Source organism: Nonomuraea turkmeniaca (assembly GCF_005889735.1).
Taxonomy (GTDB): Bacteria; Actinomycetota; Actinomycetes; order Streptosporangiales; family Streptosporangiaceae; genus Nonomuraea; species Nonomuraea turkmeniaca.
In genome coordinates this window covers 17,225-33,205 of sequence record NZ_VCKY01000116.1, presented here as the reverse complement: position 1 = coordinate 33,205, position 15,981 = coordinate 17,225, and the positions used below count along the sequence as shown (strand labels likewise).

General features: G+C 67.0%; 14 protein-coding genes and 1 pseudogene. 4 read left to right on the top strand and 11 right to left on the bottom strand.

What is annotated here, in order from left to right:
* Positions 1-389 (top strand): transposase (locus tag ETD86_RS29890; RefSeq protein ID WP_138669660.1); only part of this gene is annotated, 389 nt, incomplete at its 5' end.
* A gap of 209 nt (positions 390-598) precedes the next feature.
* On the opposite strand, the gene ETD86_RS29885 is transcribed toward ETD86_RS29890, so the two are convergent.
* From ETD86_RS29885 to ETD86_RS29840, 11 genes and pseudogenes are all read right to left on the bottom strand, one after another.
* On the bottom strand, positions 599-1,096 hold the full coding sequence (locus tag ETD86_RS29885; RefSeq protein WP_138669658.1) for an SRPBCC family protein: 498 nt from the start codon (positions 1,094-1,096) through the stop codon (positions 599-601).
* A 1-nt stretch (position 1,097) separates the two neighbouring features.
* Positions 1,098-2,333: an RNA polymerase sigma factor gene (locus tag ETD86_RS29880; protein ID WP_170223342.1), complete on the bottom strand. Its 1,236-nt coding sequence runs from the start codon at positions 2,331-2,333 to the stop codon at positions 1,098-1,100.
* Positions 2,330-2,686, bottom strand: coding sequence for a YciI family protein (locus ETD86_RS29875; RefSeq protein ID WP_138669657.1), 357 nt, complete (start codon positions 2,684-2,686; stop codon positions 2,330-2,332). Before ETD86_RS29875 ends, ETD86_RS29880 begins: the two co-directional genes overlap by 4 nt.
* Before the next feature lie 28 nt (positions 2,687-2,714).
* Positions 2,715-3,122 (bottom strand): DUF6069 family protein, encoded by a 408-nt coding sequence (locus ETD86_RS29870; RefSeq protein WP_138669655.1) that lies wholly within the window; start codon positions 3,120-3,122, stop codon positions 2,715-2,717.
* 425 nt (positions 3,123-3,547) lie between these two features.
* A pseudogene (locus ETD86_RS60225) lies at positions 3,548-3,721 on the bottom strand (IS256 family transposase); the annotation flags it as partial.
* Positions 3,722-4,515: 794 nt separating this feature from the next.
* Positions 4,516-5,400, bottom strand: coding sequence for a carbohydrate ABC transporter permease (locus ETD86_RS29865; RefSeq protein ID WP_138669653.1), 885 nt, complete (start codon positions 5,398-5,400; stop codon positions 4,516-4,518).
* A complete protein-coding gene (locus ETD86_RS29860) occupies positions 5,397-6,329 on the bottom strand; it encodes a carbohydrate ABC transporter permease (protein ID WP_170223341.1) in 933 nt (310 codons plus the stop codon). The genes ETD86_RS29865 and ETD86_RS29860 overlap by 4 nt, the downstream gene beginning before the upstream one ends.
* A gap of 81 nt (positions 6,330-6,410) precedes the next feature.
* Positions 6,411-7,781, bottom strand: coding sequence for an ABC transporter substrate-binding protein (locus tag ETD86_RS29855; RefSeq protein ID WP_138669649.1), 1,371 nt, complete (start codon positions 7,779-7,781; stop codon positions 6,411-6,413).
* Positions 7,782-7,957: 176 nt separating this feature from the next.
* Positions 7,958-10,126 (bottom strand): alpha/beta hydrolase, encoded by a 2,169-nt coding sequence (locus ETD86_RS29850; protein WP_138669647.1) that lies wholly within the window; start codon positions 10,124-10,126, stop codon positions 7,958-7,960.
* Between the two features lie 182 nt (positions 10,127-10,308).
* Entirely contained in the window at positions 10,309-11,325 is a 1,017-nt protein-coding gene (locus tag ETD86_RS29845; RefSeq protein ID WP_138669645.1) for a LacI family DNA-binding transcriptional regulator, read from the bottom strand.
* 190 nt (positions 11,326-11,515) lie between these two features.
* Positions 11,516-12,559 carry a LacI family DNA-binding transcriptional regulator gene (locus ETD86_RS29840; RefSeq protein ID WP_138669643.1) on the bottom strand — a complete coding sequence of 348 codons (1,044 nt, stop codon included), beginning with the start codon at positions 12,557-12,559 and terminating at the stop codon, positions 11,516-11,518.
* 176 nt (positions 12,560-12,735) lie between these two features.
* On the opposite strand from ETD86_RS29840, the gene ETD86_RS29835 reads away from it, so the two are divergent.
* From ETD86_RS29835 to ETD86_RS29825, 3 genes are all read left to right on the top strand, one after another.
* Positions 12,736-14,043 (top strand): ABC transporter substrate-binding protein, encoded by a 1,308-nt coding sequence (locus ETD86_RS29835; RefSeq protein ID WP_138669641.1) that lies wholly within the window; start codon positions 12,736-12,738, stop codon positions 14,041-14,043.
* A 90-nt stretch (positions 14,044-14,133) separates the two neighbouring features.
* Complete coding sequence (locus tag ETD86_RS29830; protein ID WP_138669639.1) at positions 14,134-15,072, top strand: carbohydrate ABC transporter permease; 939 nt, start codon at positions 14,134-14,136, stop codon at positions 15,070-15,072.
* Positions 15,056-15,976 (top strand): carbohydrate ABC transporter permease, encoded by a 921-nt coding sequence (locus ETD86_RS29825; protein WP_138669637.1) that lies wholly within the window; start codon positions 15,056-15,058, stop codon positions 15,974-15,976. Before ETD86_RS29830 ends, ETD86_RS29825 begins: the two co-directional genes overlap by 17 nt.
* Positions 15,977-15,981: the final 5 nt, after the last annotated feature.

Here is a 15,981-nt window from a genome sequence, read left to right as displayed (position 1 = left end):
AGCCCCGAACGATCACCTCCTGGATCCTGACCCACCCCGACCACCTGACGTCCGAGGAGAGCCTCGAACTCGAGCAGGCCCGGGCCGCTTGCCCTGAGCTGGATGCCGCCGTGAGCCATGTGCGCAGCTTCGCCACCATGATGCGCGACCTGCGCGGCGACCGGCTGCCCGACTGGATCAGCCACGTCCACGACGACGATCTGCCCCACCTGCAGCGTTTCGCCGACGGGCTGACCTACGACCTGGAGGCCGTCACCGCAGGCTTGTCCCTTCCGTGGAATTCCGGCCAGGCCGAAGGTCAGAACACGAGGGTCAAGCTGCTCAAGCGGCGGGGCTACGGGCGCGCGAATTTCGACCTTCTCCGAAAGCTCATCCTGCTTCGAGACTAAAGATCATCAATCACAAGATCAGCGACAGAGCCCGAATACTCGTACGCACCTCTGCACTTGAGCCTGTACGCCGACACGGGGCCTTGCCTGCCCCAGTAGCCGCCCCAGTTGCCGCCGGGAAACCACAGCGAGACTCGGCGGGCGGGAAGAAGCCTCTTCCCCTTCCAGGAGGCACGATGTTGTACTGATGGTCATCTTGGTCGACGACATCACCTGCCGGAGACAAGCTCGGCCAGGTGGTGCAGCGAGTTGATGAGATGCTCAGGGCCGAACGGCGGGAACTGGATGTACTCCCGGATGGACTGCGGCACCGCCGACCAGTCGTAGGTGAGCGTGACCTCAGTCTCGGACGGACCGAGCGGCGCGAGGTCGTAACGCCAGGTCCAGCCGCCGAACTCCAGGTGACCGTCGCCCTTGTCATACCCCGTCAGCCAGCCGATGGCGCGCGGCGGGTCGAGCACCTCGACCTTGTTGACCACCTGGTAGTCACCGTCTGGATGGTTGGCGTGATACATGTCCATCCGGAAAATCTGCCCCACCTCGGTCAGCGGCGCCCGGTAGACAGATTCCTGAACCCAGCCGGTGCCATCGATCGCCGGATGGGTCGTCGGGTCCGCCAGCACCGCGAACACCCGCGCGGCGGGCACGGCGACAGTCAGGGTGGCGCTCACGTTCTCCTGGTCCACGGTGTGCGTGCTCCTTGTCATCTCATCGCTCCTTGTCATCTCGGGCCTCCCGCCCTAGACGCGCCCGTCGCGTCTGCAGGAAGGTTCGTTGGGTGTCGTTGGTGGCCAGGGTGATGGCCTCGTCGTAGGCGGCGATGGCATCGGTGGTGCGACCGAGGCGGGTGAGCAGGTCCGCGCGGGTCGCGGGCAGAAGGTGGTAGCCGGGCAGGTCCAGTTCGTCGATGGTGGCCAGCGCCGGCGCCGGTCCGTGCACCTCGGCGACGGCGACCGCGCGGTTGAGTGCCACGATCGGGGTCGGGGTGTGCTGCAGCAGCTGGTCATACAGCGCCAGCACCTGCGCCCAGTCGGTGGCCGGCCCGTCGGTGTGTACGGCGTTGATCGCGGCCTGCAGCTGGTAGGGCCCCGGTCGAGCACGGCGCAGGCAGCGGCGTACCAGGTCATGTCCCTCGGCGATCAGCTCCCGGTTCCACAGCGACCGGTCCTGCTCGGCGAGCACCACCAGCTCACCCGAAGGCCCCACCCGCGCCGGCCGCCGGGCTTCGGTGAGCAGGAGCAGCGCCAGCAGGCCGATCACCTCCGGCTCATCAGGCATCAGCTCGGCGAGCGCCCTGGCCAGGCGGACCGCCTCCAGGCACAGGTCCGTCCGTAGCAGCTCTCCGGACGTGGAGGTGTATCCCTCGTTGAAGACCAGGTAGAGCACGGTGAGCACCGAGGTCAGCCGATCGGGGAGCTCGGCGGCGTCCGGCACCCGGTAGGGGATGCCGGCGTCGCGGATCTTCTTCTTGGCGCGGACGATCCGCTGGGCGACGGTCGCCTCCGGCACCAGGTAGGCCCGCGCGATCTGTGCCACCTCCAGCCCGCCGAGCAGGCGCAGGGTGAGCGCGGTCTGCGCGAGCGGCGAGAGCGCCGGGTGGCAGCAGGTGAAGATCATGCGGAGCTGGTCGTCGCGCACCGCTCCCACCTCCTCTGGCTCGTCGCCTTGGTGCAGCAGCAGCGCTTGGGCGTGGCGGGCCTCGCGGGTGGATTCCCGGCGCAGGCGGTCGATCGCCCGGTTGCGGGCGGTGGTCACGATCCACGCGCCGGGATTGGGCGGCGGCGCCTCGTGCCACTTCTGCACGGCCACTGCGAAGGCGTCCTGCACGGCCTCCTCGGCGAGGGTGATGTCACCGAGCAGGCGCGTCAGCGTGGCCACGCACCGGCCGTATTCGGCCCGGTAAACGCTGTCCAGATCCAGCTGTCCAGATCGATCCGTGCTCATGTCCACTGCGCGTCTTCGAACGGGCGTACCTCGATCGGGGCCCCGCAGGCCAGCGCGCACTTCTCGGCCCAGGCCAGCGCCTGGTCCAGGTCGTCGCACCGGATCACCCAGAACCCGCCGAGCTGCTCCTTCGTCTCGGCGAACGGGCCGTCGGTCATCGTGGTCGTGCCGTTGCCGGGGCGCACGACCGTGGTGGCGTGCGAAGGCAGCAGGCCGCCGACGAACACCCACGAACCGGCGGACTGCATCTCGGCGGTGACCTTGGCCGTCCGGGCCTGCTGCTCCTGCATCTCCCCTTCGGACGGCGACGGCGCGCTCTCGTCGAACTGGACGGCGAGCAGGTACTTCTTCATGGCAAACCCCTTGGAAAGGATCAGGCGGTCAGGCGGTCAGGCGGCGGGCGATGGCCGGGATCACGATCGCGGCGGCGACCACGTGCGTCACCATCAGCAGCACCTTCGTGGCCGCGGACGCGCCGGCGAGCACATCCGGTACCAGTGACAACGCGGTGAGCATGATCGTGGTGCGGACGAACGCGGTGCGCGGACGGCGAGCCGAGCGAGCCAGCACCAGGGCCAGCACCAGGCCCACCACGGAGAAGATGACGGTCAGCACGGCGAACCCGGACACCGGGATCGGCGCACCGCCGACAACGAGGCTGATCCCGGCGAACTCCCCCGCCGCGGCAACAGTCGCCGTCGCCGCGGCTGCGACGACCGCGGCGGTCAGCCCACCGAGAATCAGTGGCTTCGCGGGACCGGTGGTGGTGTTGGTAGTGGAGACGGACATCGTGGACCTCCGGTGAGTGGCGACCGGCCCGTTGCCGGCCTCTCACTTTGACCACGAACCGGCTCGACGCCAATCGACATCCCCGCAGAAAATCAGAAGACGTCCTCACCCCCCGCCCGCGTCCCGAGGGGACAAGGCCCAGTCGTCACGAGCGATCCGACGGCATCAGCGAGCTCACAGAATCGCCGTGATCCCCGAGCCTGCGGTGTTGTTCGGGGCTTCGGCAGCCGCCATCGAACCCCCTTCAGGTGGGGTTACGTGATCCTTTCACAAACCGATGTCGCCCTCGCCATGCTCTTCCTCGAAGCTATGACGATCAACGCTGCTTGTCTCGCGTCAAGATCGTTCGCGTCGCGTCCTCGGAGCGGTGCAAAAGGCTCGAGGAGGTGGGTGCCATAGGTTGATCTTAGGCGGCATCGGTTGCGGGGGGCCAAGGCCGGCTCGTTGGCTGGGTGGAGCTGGGCAGGCGGACGGAGTAGTGCTCGGCGCAGGTCTTGCAGGATGCGCAGGCCCTTGCTGGTGCTGATGAAGCCGCGCCGGCCGAGGGCGGCGCGATCGAGGACGGCCCAGACCAGGCTGACGCAGGAGGTCTCGCCGGGGCCTGGCTCGGCGAGCTGATCGGCCACCCGGCCGCCGTCATTCTCCGGCCCGGCCTGCGGTCTGATTGGCCAGCTGGGACAGCTCTTGGTCGACGAACACCCTAACCACCCCAAGCCTTACTGGAGCAGGCCCACCAGCCTGGCCGCTCGATGGGGCCACCGACGCGAGGGCTGGAGATCTTCTTCACCGAACGTGGTCTGGGCACTGACCACAGACCACGCCGAGCGGCCGGCGGCCGGACGCCGTCGCCGCCGGATCGACGCCGTCCCCGAGCCGTTGCGGCGCGCGACGGAGGCGTTCAACGCCTTCCTGCTGCGCACCCAAGAACGGCCTCTCGCCGGGGGCGGGACACGCCCCCGCACCGACGTCACCCTCGACATCAATCTGTCCACTCTGCGCGACCTGGCCCGACATGTCTGCGCGCGCGGAGAGCCGGACTGTGCACGTCTCGACGTGCACGATGTCGAGACGTTCCTGGCCGCTCAGCCCAAGAACCGGCCCCGGCGAGCGACGCCTCTTCCAGCGGTGGATCATCGACCCGGGTGGCCACCCGCACGAGGCGCTGCTCGGCATTCGTCTCGGCCAGCGCCCCCACGCCTCTGGACCCGGTCAGCTGGACCGCCGTGCAGCGATGCGTGGCTCTGCGTGTCCCCCAGTGTCGGGTCCTGACGGCATCTAACGGGGCGTACGAGCACGCACCGAGCACGGCCGTCCATGAGTTGATCATGGCACGTGGCGCCGCACCATGGATCCTGCACCTCATGGCATGCCAGCGCTAGGTATGGACCCCCGCCTATCTCAGGCCACCGACGGACAGCCCTCCGCGCCAGTGCCGCTGAAGCGTGAAGAAGGCGATGACGAGGGGAATGACCGACACGAGCGCGCCCATGATGATGAGGCTCCAGAGGGAGGTGCTGCCCGCGTTGTTCGCCGAGGCGATTCCCTGCCAGAGGCCCAGTCCGACGGTGACGGGGAAGAGGCGGTTGTCGGAGAGCATGGCGAGAGGCAGGAAGTAGTTGTTCCAGGACGCCACCGCAGACAGCAGCAGCACCGTGACCACCGCCGGCCGCATCAGGGGGAACGCGACCTGGAGGAACGTCCGTATCTCACCCGCACCGTCGGCCCGCGCCGCGTCCAGGATCTCGTCGGGAACCGCGTCCCGCGCGTAGACGTGCATCAGGTAGACGCCGAACGGGTTGAGCAGTGACGGGAGGATCACCGCCCAGATCGTGTTGGTCAGGCCGAACTCGGAGAACATCATGAAGGTGGGGATCACCAGGGCCGTCGCCGGCACCATCAACGCGCCGAGCACGAGTGAGAAGCTGAAGCGCCTGGCGGCGAATCGGTACTTGGCGAATCCGTAGCCGGCCATGACGGCCAGGACCGTGGCCCCGACGCCGCCCGCGAGCGCGTACAGCGTCGAGTTGAGGATCCATCTGCCGTAGATCCCATTGTCATAGGTGAACAGCTGCTCGAGGTTGCCGAAGTAGTCGATCCGCTCGGCGAACCACAGGGTGTTGCCGCCGCCGAACAGGCCGGGGGCGTCCTTGGAGCTGTTGACGATGACCCACCAGAACGGCACGAGGAAGTACACGACCAGGAAGCCGACGAGCACCTGCAGGGGGAGGTGGCGTTGTGGCCGGCGGCGGGCGCCGGCTTTGGAGCGGTCACTTGTCACAGGAAGCTCCTCCGCTTGCGGGTGAAGAACAGGAAGGCGTAGACGCCGACGAAGACGATCCCGCCGAGCGCGAAGGAGATCGCCGATCCGTAGTTGAAGTTCGCGAGTGCGAATGCCTGCTGATATGCGTACATGTTGGGAGTGAAGTCCGGTCCGATCGTGCCGGCCGCGAGGGATCGCAGAATCTGCGGTTCGTTGAAGAATTGCAGGGTGCCGATGAGCGAGAAGACCAGGATCAGGAGCAGCGCAGGAGCGATCAGCGGGATTTTGATCCGAAGCGCGACCTGCCATTTGCCGGCGCCGTCCATGCGGGCGGCCTCGTAAAGGGCCGGGTCGATGCCCTGGAGCGCCGCGTACAGGATGATCATGTAGTAACCGGCCCACTGCCAGGTGACGACGTTGACCAGACCGTAGAAGATCAGGTTGCTGCCGAGGAAATCAGGCGGGGCGGTGCCGAGCAAGCCGAAGATGTCGGAGAGCGGCCCGAAGCTCTTGCTGTACAGAAACCCCCACATGACGGCCCCGATGACCGTGGGAATCGCGTAGGGAAGAAAGATCATGAGGCGGGAGAAGCGGGTGAACATAGAGGTCACGGCATCCAGGATCAGGGCCAGCGCGAGGGCGACGATGATCTGCAGCGGGATGGAGACCAGCGAGAAGCGGATGACGAACCATGACCCGGAAAGAAAGCTCGGGTCGGTGAACGCCTTCACATAATTGTCGAGGAAGACGAAGCTGGTGCCGCCGATCAGCTTCTTCTGGAAGAGGCTGAGGTACAACGCGTACGCGAGCGGCGCGATGAGCAACGCCAGGAAGACGATCCCGAATGGCCCGACGAAGAGCCACCCCATCAGATGCTCACGGAGGCGCACCTTGCCGCGGATCTTGTGCGTTTTCTCTTGGGTGCGTGGCGCACTCTTCTCGATCATGAGGGTCAACCTGGACTCCGAGATCTCTATGCTGGGGATTGCGGATGGGCCGCCCTGGTCGAGGACGGCCCATCGTTGACGTCACTGAACGGTGAAGCCCTGCTCTTTGGCGTACTTCGCCACGTCCTCCTGAAGCCGATCGGCGGCCTGCGCTCCGGTGACGGAGCCCTCGATGAGCGCACTGACCTGCTTCGTCATGGCGTCGAAGTAGTACTGGCCGAACGGGCTGTAGGTGACGCCCTTGTAGGCGTTCGCCGCAGGCACGTAGACCTCCTTGTTCGCCTGCTGGCCGTCGAAGAACGCGACCTTCAAGTTCACGAATTCGGGGTCGTTGAGCGCCTTCAGGTTCAGCGGGAAGATGATCTGGTTGGTCCAGCCGTCGGTGAGCGACTCCTTGTCGGCGTAGAGGCCGTACGCGACCTTCGCCGCGAGTTCGGGGTTCTTCGCCTGGCTTGTCACGGAGAAGGCTGACCCGCCCCAGTTCACCTGCACCGGGTGGTCGGCATCCCACTGCGGGAGCGGGGCCACCGCGAACTTGCCGGTGTCCTCACCCTTGCCGACGCCGGCACCGGTGAGGTAGCCGGGTGCCCAGGCCGCCGAGATGTACGTCGCGTACTTGCCGTTGATCACCCCGGAGATGTACTCCGGGGTGAACTGGTCCTGCGTCCCGACCAGCCCGTTCTTCGCCAGGCGCCCCCAGTAGTCGAGCACGTCCTTGGAACCCTGGTCGTTCAGCTTGACGCCGACCGAGCTCTGTTGCGCCGGGTCGTAGGTGAACGGGGCCGCGCCCTTCTGGATCTGCAGCGCCATCGTGAGGGCCGACACGTTCGCGGCGAAGTCGCCGAACGCCGGACCACCCGCGTCCTTGATCTTCTGGGCCGCCTGCTCGTACTCGGCCCACGTCTTCGGCGGCGTGATGTCGTACTTCTCGAAGATGTCCTTCCGATAGATCATCGCCATCGGGCCGCCGTCGACCGGCACGCCGTAGACCGCGTCACCGACCGAGACGTCCTTCCACGCGCCCTCGCTGTAGTCCGCCTTGACCGCGTCGAAGCCATACTTCTTGATGTCGACGAGCGCGTTCTGGATCTGGAAGGTCGGGATCCGGTCCATCTCGATCATGATCACGTCGGGTGCGCCGGTCCCAGCCGAGATGGCCGTCTGGAACTTGTCGTACTCGTCACTGCCCTGGCCGACGTTGGTCCAGCAGACCTGCACCTCGCCGTTCTGCTTGTTGAAGTTGTCGACGACGAGCTGCATGTTGGGGTACCAGCCCCACATCGTCACGACCGGCAGATTCTTCTTGGGGATCGTGTTCGTGCAGTTGCTCGCGCCGCTGCCGCTCGCGGTGTTCGTGCCCCCTCCCCCGCCGGCGGAGCAGGCCGCCAGCACGCTTGCGAGCACGGTCGCGGCGGCGAGCTTGGCCGCCGCAGAGAGCCATTTCTTGTTCATTGGCATATTTCCCTTGGGATCGCGGCGCACGAAGGTTCATGCGCCGCCGTTGAAACCGAGCGATCGGCAGGGACGGGGCACGGGTGACGCGACCCGCGCCCCGTCCTTCGTGCCGATCCTCATGTGAGCGCTGACACCGCCCGCGTCCGGCGGCGAAGCCGGCCGGACGGGCTCGCCTAGCGCTTGAACAGGCGTGGCGCCAGGTCGATGAGGTTCTTCTGCCACACGTCCCAGCCGTGCGGTCCCGGGGTGACCCCGTCGAACTCGTAGCGGATGCCGAGGTTGTTCAGGGTGGTGAGGGACGTCATGAACGACGGGTAGACGAAGTCCGTCTGGTCGCCGACATACAGGCGCAGCAGCTTGGTGCCGCTGTTGATCGCCTCGGCGTCGACGCCGGTGGCACTGCCGAACCCGGCCGAGAACGCCGCGACATAGGCGAACTGACCCGGGTGCGCCTTGAGCATTCCGAACGTCTGCCCGCCCCCCATCGAGAGGCCGGCCAGGGCCTGCTGCGACGGGTCGCTGGAGATGTTGTAGCGGGCGCGGGCCGCCGGGGCGAGGTTCTCCAGCAGCTCCTTGTTGAAGTCGGGCACGTTGCCGTTGCCCATCACGACCACCATCGGCACCAGGTCCCCGTCGAGGAACTGGTGGTCGAGGATCTGTTTGGCGCGTCCCATCTCGACCCAGTCCGTGTAGCTCTGGCCGCCACCGTGCTGGAGGTAGAAGACGGGGTACGGCTCCGCGCGGTCGGGGTCGTATCCCGGCGGGGTCCAGACCAGCGCGGTCCGGTCCTGGTTCGCGACGGCGCTCCGGTACGTCATGCTCTCGACCTTTCCGCCCTGGCCGGCGGGAACGTCCGTGAGCAGGCGCGCCTTCTCTCCACGTATGAGGAAGGTGCTCCAGGTCGGCTCGGTGGTCACCTTCGTCGGGTTCGACGCGTCCTTGACCGAGACCCGGTCCACCATCAGCCGGTAGTAGTAGAACCACGGGTCGAGCGGGCCCACGGTCGCCCGCCACCGGTCGCCCGCACGAGCCAGCGGAATGCGCAGCCAGCTCCCGTTGGGAGCCCAGTTCGCCCACACCTTGACGTGCTGAGCGTTCTGGAAGTCCGTCGTGGTCTCGAAGGTGACGAAGCCGTCCTCGGTCACGAACGGCGTCGGAGTGGTGCCGGGCGCCGGCGGGGTGAACTCGCCCTTCAGCCGCCCGTGACCGGCGCTCGGACCGTGGTCCGACACCTTGCGGAACAGCCGCGGCACGAAATCGATCAGGTTCTCCTGCCAGGCGTTCCAGTTCGCCCCGGCATCGGGGTTGACCCCGTCGGACTCGTACGTGATACCGGCGCGGTCCAGCGCCTTCGTCAGGCGGTTGGCGGCGTTGTACGCGGGATCCGTCACGTTCCCCGTGTACAGACGCAGCAGCTTGACATGGCGGTTGATCGCGTCCGCGTCCGCCCGGCTGACGCCGTCCGTCAGGAGCCCCGAGAACGAGCCGGCGTAGGCGAACTGACCCGGGCGGGTCAAAACGGCGCGCAGCGCCTGCGTCCCACCCTCGGCCACACCGGCGATGGCCTGGTGCGCCGGGTCGCGATGGACGCGGTAGTGGCCCGCGACCGCCTTCCGGAGGTCGTCATTCGTCCCGTTACCGTCGCTGATCACGACCACCATCGGCTCCATGGCCTTCCGGAGCGACAGATTGTCGAGGATCTGCTTGGCCCGGCCGAGGTCGAGCCAGTCGGTGGCGCTCCCGCCGTCGCCGGACCGCAGGAACAGCACCGGGTAGGCCTGGGGGCCCTTGGCCTCGTACCCCGGAGGCGTCCATACCAGAGCCGACCGCTCCTGGTGCTCGGCCCGGTAGGTCAGGGTCTCGACCTTGCCGCCCCGCCCCTGGGGCACGTCCGCCAGCAGGCGCGCCGAGTCGCCCGGAACGAGGAAGGTGCTCCAGAGAGGCTTGGACGCCACACCGGTGTTGTTCGTCGGATCCTTCAGACCTTTGGTGTCATCGCCGGTGACCTGATAGGAGTACAGCCCGGGCCGGAGCGGGCCGAGGACTCCTGACCAGACGTCGCCCCGGCGGGTCAGACCGAACTCCGCCCAGGTGAAAGAGGGGCCGAAGTTCCCCTCGATGACGATCTGCGACACCGGGCCCACACCGGCCTCGATGGAGGCCGCCGGAACGCTGAAGGACGCGTAGCCGTCCTCGGAGACATGCAGCCACGGCGTGTCCGCCGCCGACGGCAGCGGCGCGAGCAACACTGCCGCGATCGCCATCACCCCGGCGGTGATCGCCGCTGCGAGCCGGCGCCCGCCCTGAGGGCGTGACCTGCCGTGATAAAGTAAAAATGGCATGCGAAAACTCCCTTAATGGCTGGCCACGGTTGATGCCCGACTGGCCGGCCTGATTCATGCGGTGGATAGTTCGTGGTTGGTGTTCGCACCTCCATCCGTCGTGGGGTCAGCTTGCCCACCTGATGTTCGTTGCCGCGAACGTCAGGTGCGATTGAACGCCGCAGCCGTAGGTGGCGTCACGGTCACATAGGGTTTCTCGGCGCCGCGGTGGAGCCGCGAACCACCAAACGGGTCGGGAGCACGGTCTGGCTCGGGCCCTCCCAGTCGCCGCGCACCAGCGACTTCAGCATGCGCGCGGCCTCGTACCCGAGCCGGTACATCGACTGGTCCACGGTGGTCAGTCCCGGCGCTGCCAGCGCGGATTCCGGGATGTTGTCGAAGCCGGCCACCGACAGGTCGCCGGGAACGTCGAGCCCCAGGTCCTTTGCGACCTGCAGAGCCTTCAGAGCCATTCCGTCGCTGGCCGCGAAAATCGCCGTCGGTCGGTCCGCCTTCTCCAGCAGCGCCCGCGCGAGCGGCGCCGCGGACTCGGGATTGAAGCTCCCTCTTACGATCAGCTGCGGATCGATGGGAACGCCGGCTTCGGCCAGTGCCGTGCGGTAACCCTCCTCGCGCGACCACGCGGCCTCCAGGCTGGCCCGGCCCCCGATGAAGCCGATGCGCCGATGCCCCAGCCCGAGGAGGTGCTCGACCACCGCGGTGCCGCCCGCGAAGCTGTCCGCCGTCACCGACGGCGCCGTCGAGCCCCTCGCCGGATCGATGACCACGACCGGAGTGCCGCTCCGCACCTCGCCCGAGGGCGTGACCACGATGCAGCCGTCGGTGAGCGTGCCCGACAGGCGGGCCAGGTGGCGTTGCTCCCAGCCGTCCGAATACGTCCCGTAGAGGTCGCTGTTGGCGTAGATGATCAGGTCGAAGCCCGACTGACTCAGCGCATCCATCACCCCCTTGAGCACCTCGGCCGTATAGGACTGGAAGCTGTGCGTCACCAGCCCCAGGACGTTGGTACGACTGCGCCGTAGGCTCGTCGCCACCAGACTCGACTCGTAGCCGAGCTGCTCGATGGCCGAACGGACCTGCTCGATGGTGGTCAAGCTGACGCCGTAACGCCCGTTGACCACCCGCGACACGGTCGCGGTGGAGACGCCCGCCAATCGTGCGACGTCGCTCATCGTCACCGGCGCATCGCCCTCGACCATGCAGCCTCACAAGTTGCAATCGTTATCGGTTACGTTTGCAACGGCAAAAGTAAGCGATGCCGATAGCGGAAACAAGACCTTTCCGGCTGGCCGTTCATCGGGTAGAAGCATGGCCGGATCGCACGGTCCGGGCCGGGTGCCGCGGCGCCATGACCACGAACATCGCTGCTGAGCTGGGGATCGCAGGGCGTCAGGATGACGGGGCGGGCCCCGTGGAGTCGCGGACGCTGAGGGTCGTCGCCAACTGGAGGTGCCGGGAGGCGGGCTGGACGCCGTCCGCCATGCCGAGAACGGTCTCGACGGCCATCCGGCCCATGCCGACGAGAGGCTGCCGGACGGAGGTGAGCCGAGGCGTGGTCCACTCGGTCTGTGGCGTGTCGTCGAACCCGGTGACCGACAGCTCGCCCGGGACCGAGATGCCGAGCTCCTTGGCCGCGGCGAGGACCCCGACGGCGATCTCGTCGTTGCCGGCGATGATCGCGGTCGGCCGCTCGTCGAAGGCGAGGAGCTCATGGCCGTGCCGCTGTCCCGCCTCGACGGAGAACGCCTCGTGGCGGATCAGTGCGCGGTCCGGCGCGATACCGGCTGAGTCGAGCGCGGCCTGGTAGCCGTGGAAGCGCTCCAGTGAAGGGGCGGAGCCCAGCGGCCCGCCGATCCAGGCGATCCTGCGGTGGCCGAACTTGATGACGTGCTCGGTCACCGAACGACCGCCTGCCCAGTTGGTGGAGCCGATGCTGACGAGACGTGATTCGTTCGTATCGATGGGGTCGATCGTCACGACGGGCACCTCGAGATCCTCCGCGGCGAGGAGCACCGAGTCGGGCACGGCGACGGCCAGCGCGATGATGCCGACGACGCCGGACGCCTTCTCCTCCTCCATCCAGGCCCGGGCTGCCGTGCGGCTCGTGCTGATCGGCTCCTCGGGCGGCAGGCGAAGCAGGAGCTCGGCCCGCGCCGAGGTCGCGGCCACGAGGACCCCTTTGAGCACCGTTCCGGCATAACGGGACTCCACGATGTCGAGCACGGTGACGAGGGTACGGTCCCGTGTCTGCTCGTGCCGCACCGCCGTCGGCTTGTAGCCGATCTCGGCCATGACTCCGAGCACCAGCTCGCGCGTCTTCGCCCCCACATCGCTGCGCCCGTTGAGGACCTTCGAGGCGGTCGTCGGCGAGACACCGGCCAGTCGGGCGACATCCGCCAAGGTGGCTCGCTCGGAACGACCTCGCCGTCGCATCAGGGCTCCCTTCAGGGGGTACGAAATTATTTCGAAACCTACCATGAACCCTTCCCGCCAGGCTTTCTGGCTCGTCCACCCGTTGACACGGGCCAGACCCGCCACCTAATGTCCTCGCAACAACGAACAAGTTGCGAAATATTTTCGTAACCAGCTGAGGACGAGAGGAGAGGCCCATGCGGCTCTCCCAGAAAGTCAGGCTTCTTGCCGGGGTACTCGTGCCCATGCTCGCGCTGACCGCATGCTCGGGCGGCAGCGGTAGCGGCGCCGGCGGCGGGGGCGAGCAGGTGAAGGTCACGGTCTGGAGCTGGGACGGCACCGTCGAACGAGCCGTCCCCGGTTTCCAGGCCGCGAACCCGAACATCAAGGTCGAGGTCGTCAACGCGGGCTCGTCCCAGGACGAGTACAAGGCGCTCGACAACGCCATCCAGGCCGGTTCCGGTGTGCCTGACCTCGTGATGTTCGAGTACTTCGCGGTCCCCTACTTCGCTGTTCCCGGCAAGCTCACCGACCTCCGGGAATTCGGCGTGGACAAGCTGAAGCAGGACTACGTCCCGGCCGCGTGGAGCGACGTGACGGTCAACGGCAAGGTCTACGCGCTGCCCTCCGACTACGGCCCGTCCGCGATGTTCTACAACGCGGCCACGCTCAAGAAGGCCGGCATCGAGGAGCCCCCGGCCACCTGGGACGAGTACTACGAGGCCGCCAAGAAGATCCGCGCCCTCGGCGACGACTACTACATCGCTCAGGACACGGGCGACATCTTCTTCCTGCTCTCGCTCATCTGGCAGGCCGGCGGCCGTCCGTTCAAGGTGGACGGCACCAAGGTGCACATCGACTTCACGGACGCCGGCACGACCAAGGCCGTCGCCTTCTGGCAGAAGATGCTCGACGAGGGCCTGATCAACACCAAGATCACGGGGTGGTCCGACGACTGGAACCGGGCGCTCAACGACGGCACCCTCGCCACCCAGACCATGGGCGGCTGGCTGACCTCCACGCTGCCCGAGCGCGCGCCGAAGGCCGGCGGTGACTTCAGGGTCGCCCTGATGCCGCAGTGGCAGCAGGGTGACAAGGTCGGAGCGGCGAACGGCGGAAGCTCCTTCGGCATCCCGGCCGCGGCCGAGCACAAGGAAGCGGCCTTCAAGTTCCTCGAGTACTTCACGCACGGCGGCGGTCTCGCGACCCGCGTCGACGCGGGCGCCTTCGTGCCGAACACGTCAGTGCTGGAGAACAAGGAGTTCCAGAGCAAGGCCAACAAGTACTTCGGCGACCAGAAGACCGGCGTCGTGCTGGCCGAGGCTACGGAGATCGTCGGGAGCGGCTGGCAGTACCCGCCGTTCTTCGAGTGGGCACGCTCGATCTACGGCGACCTCGCCTCGCCGTACTACACGACGGGCAAGGGCTCGCTCGCCGAGATCCTCGAGCAGTGGCGGCAGCGCTGCATCCAGTACGGCAACGAGCAGGGCTTCCAGGTGGACTAGCGGCTCCGCATCAGGACGGGGCCCGTCCCGCGAGCGGTCGCGGCCCCGCCCGAGGGAGCCGGGCATCGCAATGGATCGGAGGAACACGACATGGACCAGGCAACCGCTTCGGCCATGGCTTTGCCGGACGCGAGACGGCATCCGGCGCCAACACGCAAGCGACGCAAGCCGCAGATCGGACTGGCGTTCATCGCGCCCTTCGGGGTGCTGTTCGCGCTCGTGTTCATCGTGCCCATCCTGTACGCCGCCTACCTCAGCTTCTTCCAGGACAAGCTCGTCGGGGGCAACACGTTCGTCGGACTCGCCAACTACAGCAAGCTGTTCCAGGATCCCCAGTTCTGGGACGGGGTGGGACGCGTCTTCTGGTTCACGCTCGTCCAGGTGCCGATCATGCTGATCTTCGCCATGGCGCTGGCGCTCGCGCTGGACTCCCTGCGCCTGCACGGCACCAAATTCCTGCGGGTGACGATCTTCCTCCCCTACGCGGTGCCGGCGATCGTGTCGACGCTCATGTGGGGATTCCTGCTGGGCATCAAGTACGGCCTGTTCGGCAGCCTCAACGAGGCCCTGGGCACCGACCTCAACCCCTTCGCCCCCGACACCACGCTCATCTCCATCGGGGTGATGGTGACGTGGGCGTTCACCGGCTTCAACATGCTCATCTTCTACGCCGCACTCAAGGCCGTCCCGCGCGAGCTGTACGAGGCCGCCGCGATCGACGGCGCGAACGAGCTCCAGATCGTGCGCGCGATCAAGCTGCCGGCGCTGCGCGGATCGCTGGTCGTCACGGTCATCTTCTCGATCATCGGCACGTTCCAGATGTTCAACGAGCCGCAGATCCTGCCCTCGATGGTGGCCAACAGCGGTGTCACCACCTTCTACACGCCCAACCTGTACGCCTACAACCTGGCGTTCACCGGGTCCCAGCAGGGCTATGCGGCAGCACTCGCACTCGTCATGGCAGCGATCACGATCGCCGTCGCCTACGCCGTCCAGATCAGGGGGTTGCGCAATGCGTCGGACCACTAGCCGGCCGGCCGAAGCCGGGAAGACCTCCAGCCGCGGCCCCCGGCTCCCCACGGTGAGCAACCCCAGGAAGAGCACGACGCTCACCGTGATGACAGGCCTGTTCACCCTGTACTGCCTGCTGCCGCTCGGGTGGCTGGTCATCAACGCGACCAAGTCGCAGGCCGACTTCGTGTCGTCGTTCGGGCTCGCTCCCGGCCGCGAGTTCGCCCTATGGGACAACATCGTGCAGGTCTTCAGCTACCAGGACGGGATCTTCTCCCGGTGGCTGCTCAACACCGTGCTCTACGTCGTCGTGGGTGCGACCGTGTCGACCTTCCTGGCCGCCCTCGGCGGCTACGCCCTGGCGAAGCTCGACTTCACCGGCAAGCGGGTGTTCCTTCTCGTCGTGCTGGGGTCGATCTCGGTCCCCGGCATCGCCCTGGCGATCCCGCAGTTCCTGCTGTTCGCGCAGCTGGGCATGACCGACACCCCGTGGGCGGTGCTCATCCCGTCCTTCATCAACCCGTTCGGGTTGTACCTGATGTGGGTGTTCACCGCCGAGGCCGTGCCGACCGGACTGCTGGAGGCCGCGAAGATCGACGGTGCCGGGGAGTTCAGGACCTTCCTCCAGATCGCGCTCCCGCTGCTCGCGCCGGCGAGCGTGACAGTCCTGCTCTTCTCGTTCGTATCGATCTGGAACAACTACTTCCTGCCGTTGATCATGCTCAAGGATCCCGCCTGGTATCCGCTGACCGTCGGCATCAATCAGTGGAACAAGCTGGGCTCGACGGCCGGGAACGGCGCCCTCGTCCAGAACCTCGTGATCACCTCCGCGCTGCTGACCATCGTCCCGTTGATCATCGCGTTCCTCAGCCTGCAGCGGTACTGGCAGTCGGGCCTGTCGCTGGGTGCCGTCAAGGGCTAGTGCTT

Bases quoted from the DNA above. Each gene is read 5' to 3' on its own strand.
- ETD86_RS29885 (WP_138669658.1), bottom strand. From the start codon at position 1,096: ATGACAAGGAGCACGCACACCGTGGACCAGGAGAACGTGAGCGCCACC.
- ETD86_RS29880 (WP_170223342.1), bottom strand. From the start codon at position 2,333: ATGAGCACGGATCGATCTGGACAGCTGGATCTGGACAGCGTTTACCGG.
- ETD86_RS29875 (WP_138669657.1), bottom strand. From the start codon at position 2,686: ATGAAGAAGTACCTGCTCGCCGTCCAGTTCGACGAGAGCGCGCCGTCG.
- ETD86_RS29870 (WP_138669655.1), bottom strand. From the start codon at position 3,122: ATGTCCGTCTCCACTACCAACACCACCACCGGTCCCGCGAAGCCACTG.
- ETD86_RS29860 (WP_170223341.1), bottom strand. From the start codon at position 6,329: ATGATCGAGAAGAGTGCGCCACGCACCCAAGAGAAAACGCACAAGATC.
- ETD86_RS29855 (WP_138669649.1), bottom strand. From the start codon at position 7,781: ATGAACAAGAAATGGCTCTCTGCGGCGGCCAAGCTCGCCGCCGCGACC.
- ETD86_RS29850 (WP_138669647.1), bottom strand. From the start codon at position 10,126: ATGCCATTTTTACTTTATCACGGCAGGTCACGCCCTCAGGGCGGGCGC.
- ETD86_RS29845 (WP_138669645.1), bottom strand. From the start codon at position 11,325: ATGGTCGAGGGCGATGCGCCGGTGACGATGAGCGACGTCGCACGATTG.
- ETD86_RS29840 (WP_138669643.1), bottom strand. From the start codon at position 12,559: ATGCGACGGCGAGGTCGTTCCGAGCGAGCCACCTTGGCGGATGTCGCC.
- ETD86_RS29835 (WP_138669641.1), top strand. From the start codon at position 12,736: ATGCGGCTCTCCCAGAAAGTCAGGCTTCTTGCCGGGGTACTCGTGCCC.
- ETD86_RS29830 (WP_138669639.1), top strand. From the start codon at position 14,134: ATGGACCAGGCAACCGCTTCGGCCATGGCTTTGCCGGACGCGAGACGG.
- ETD86_RS29825 (WP_138669637.1), top strand. From the start codon at position 15,056: ATGCGTCGGACCACTAGCCGGCCGGCCGAAGCCGGGAAGACCTCCAGC.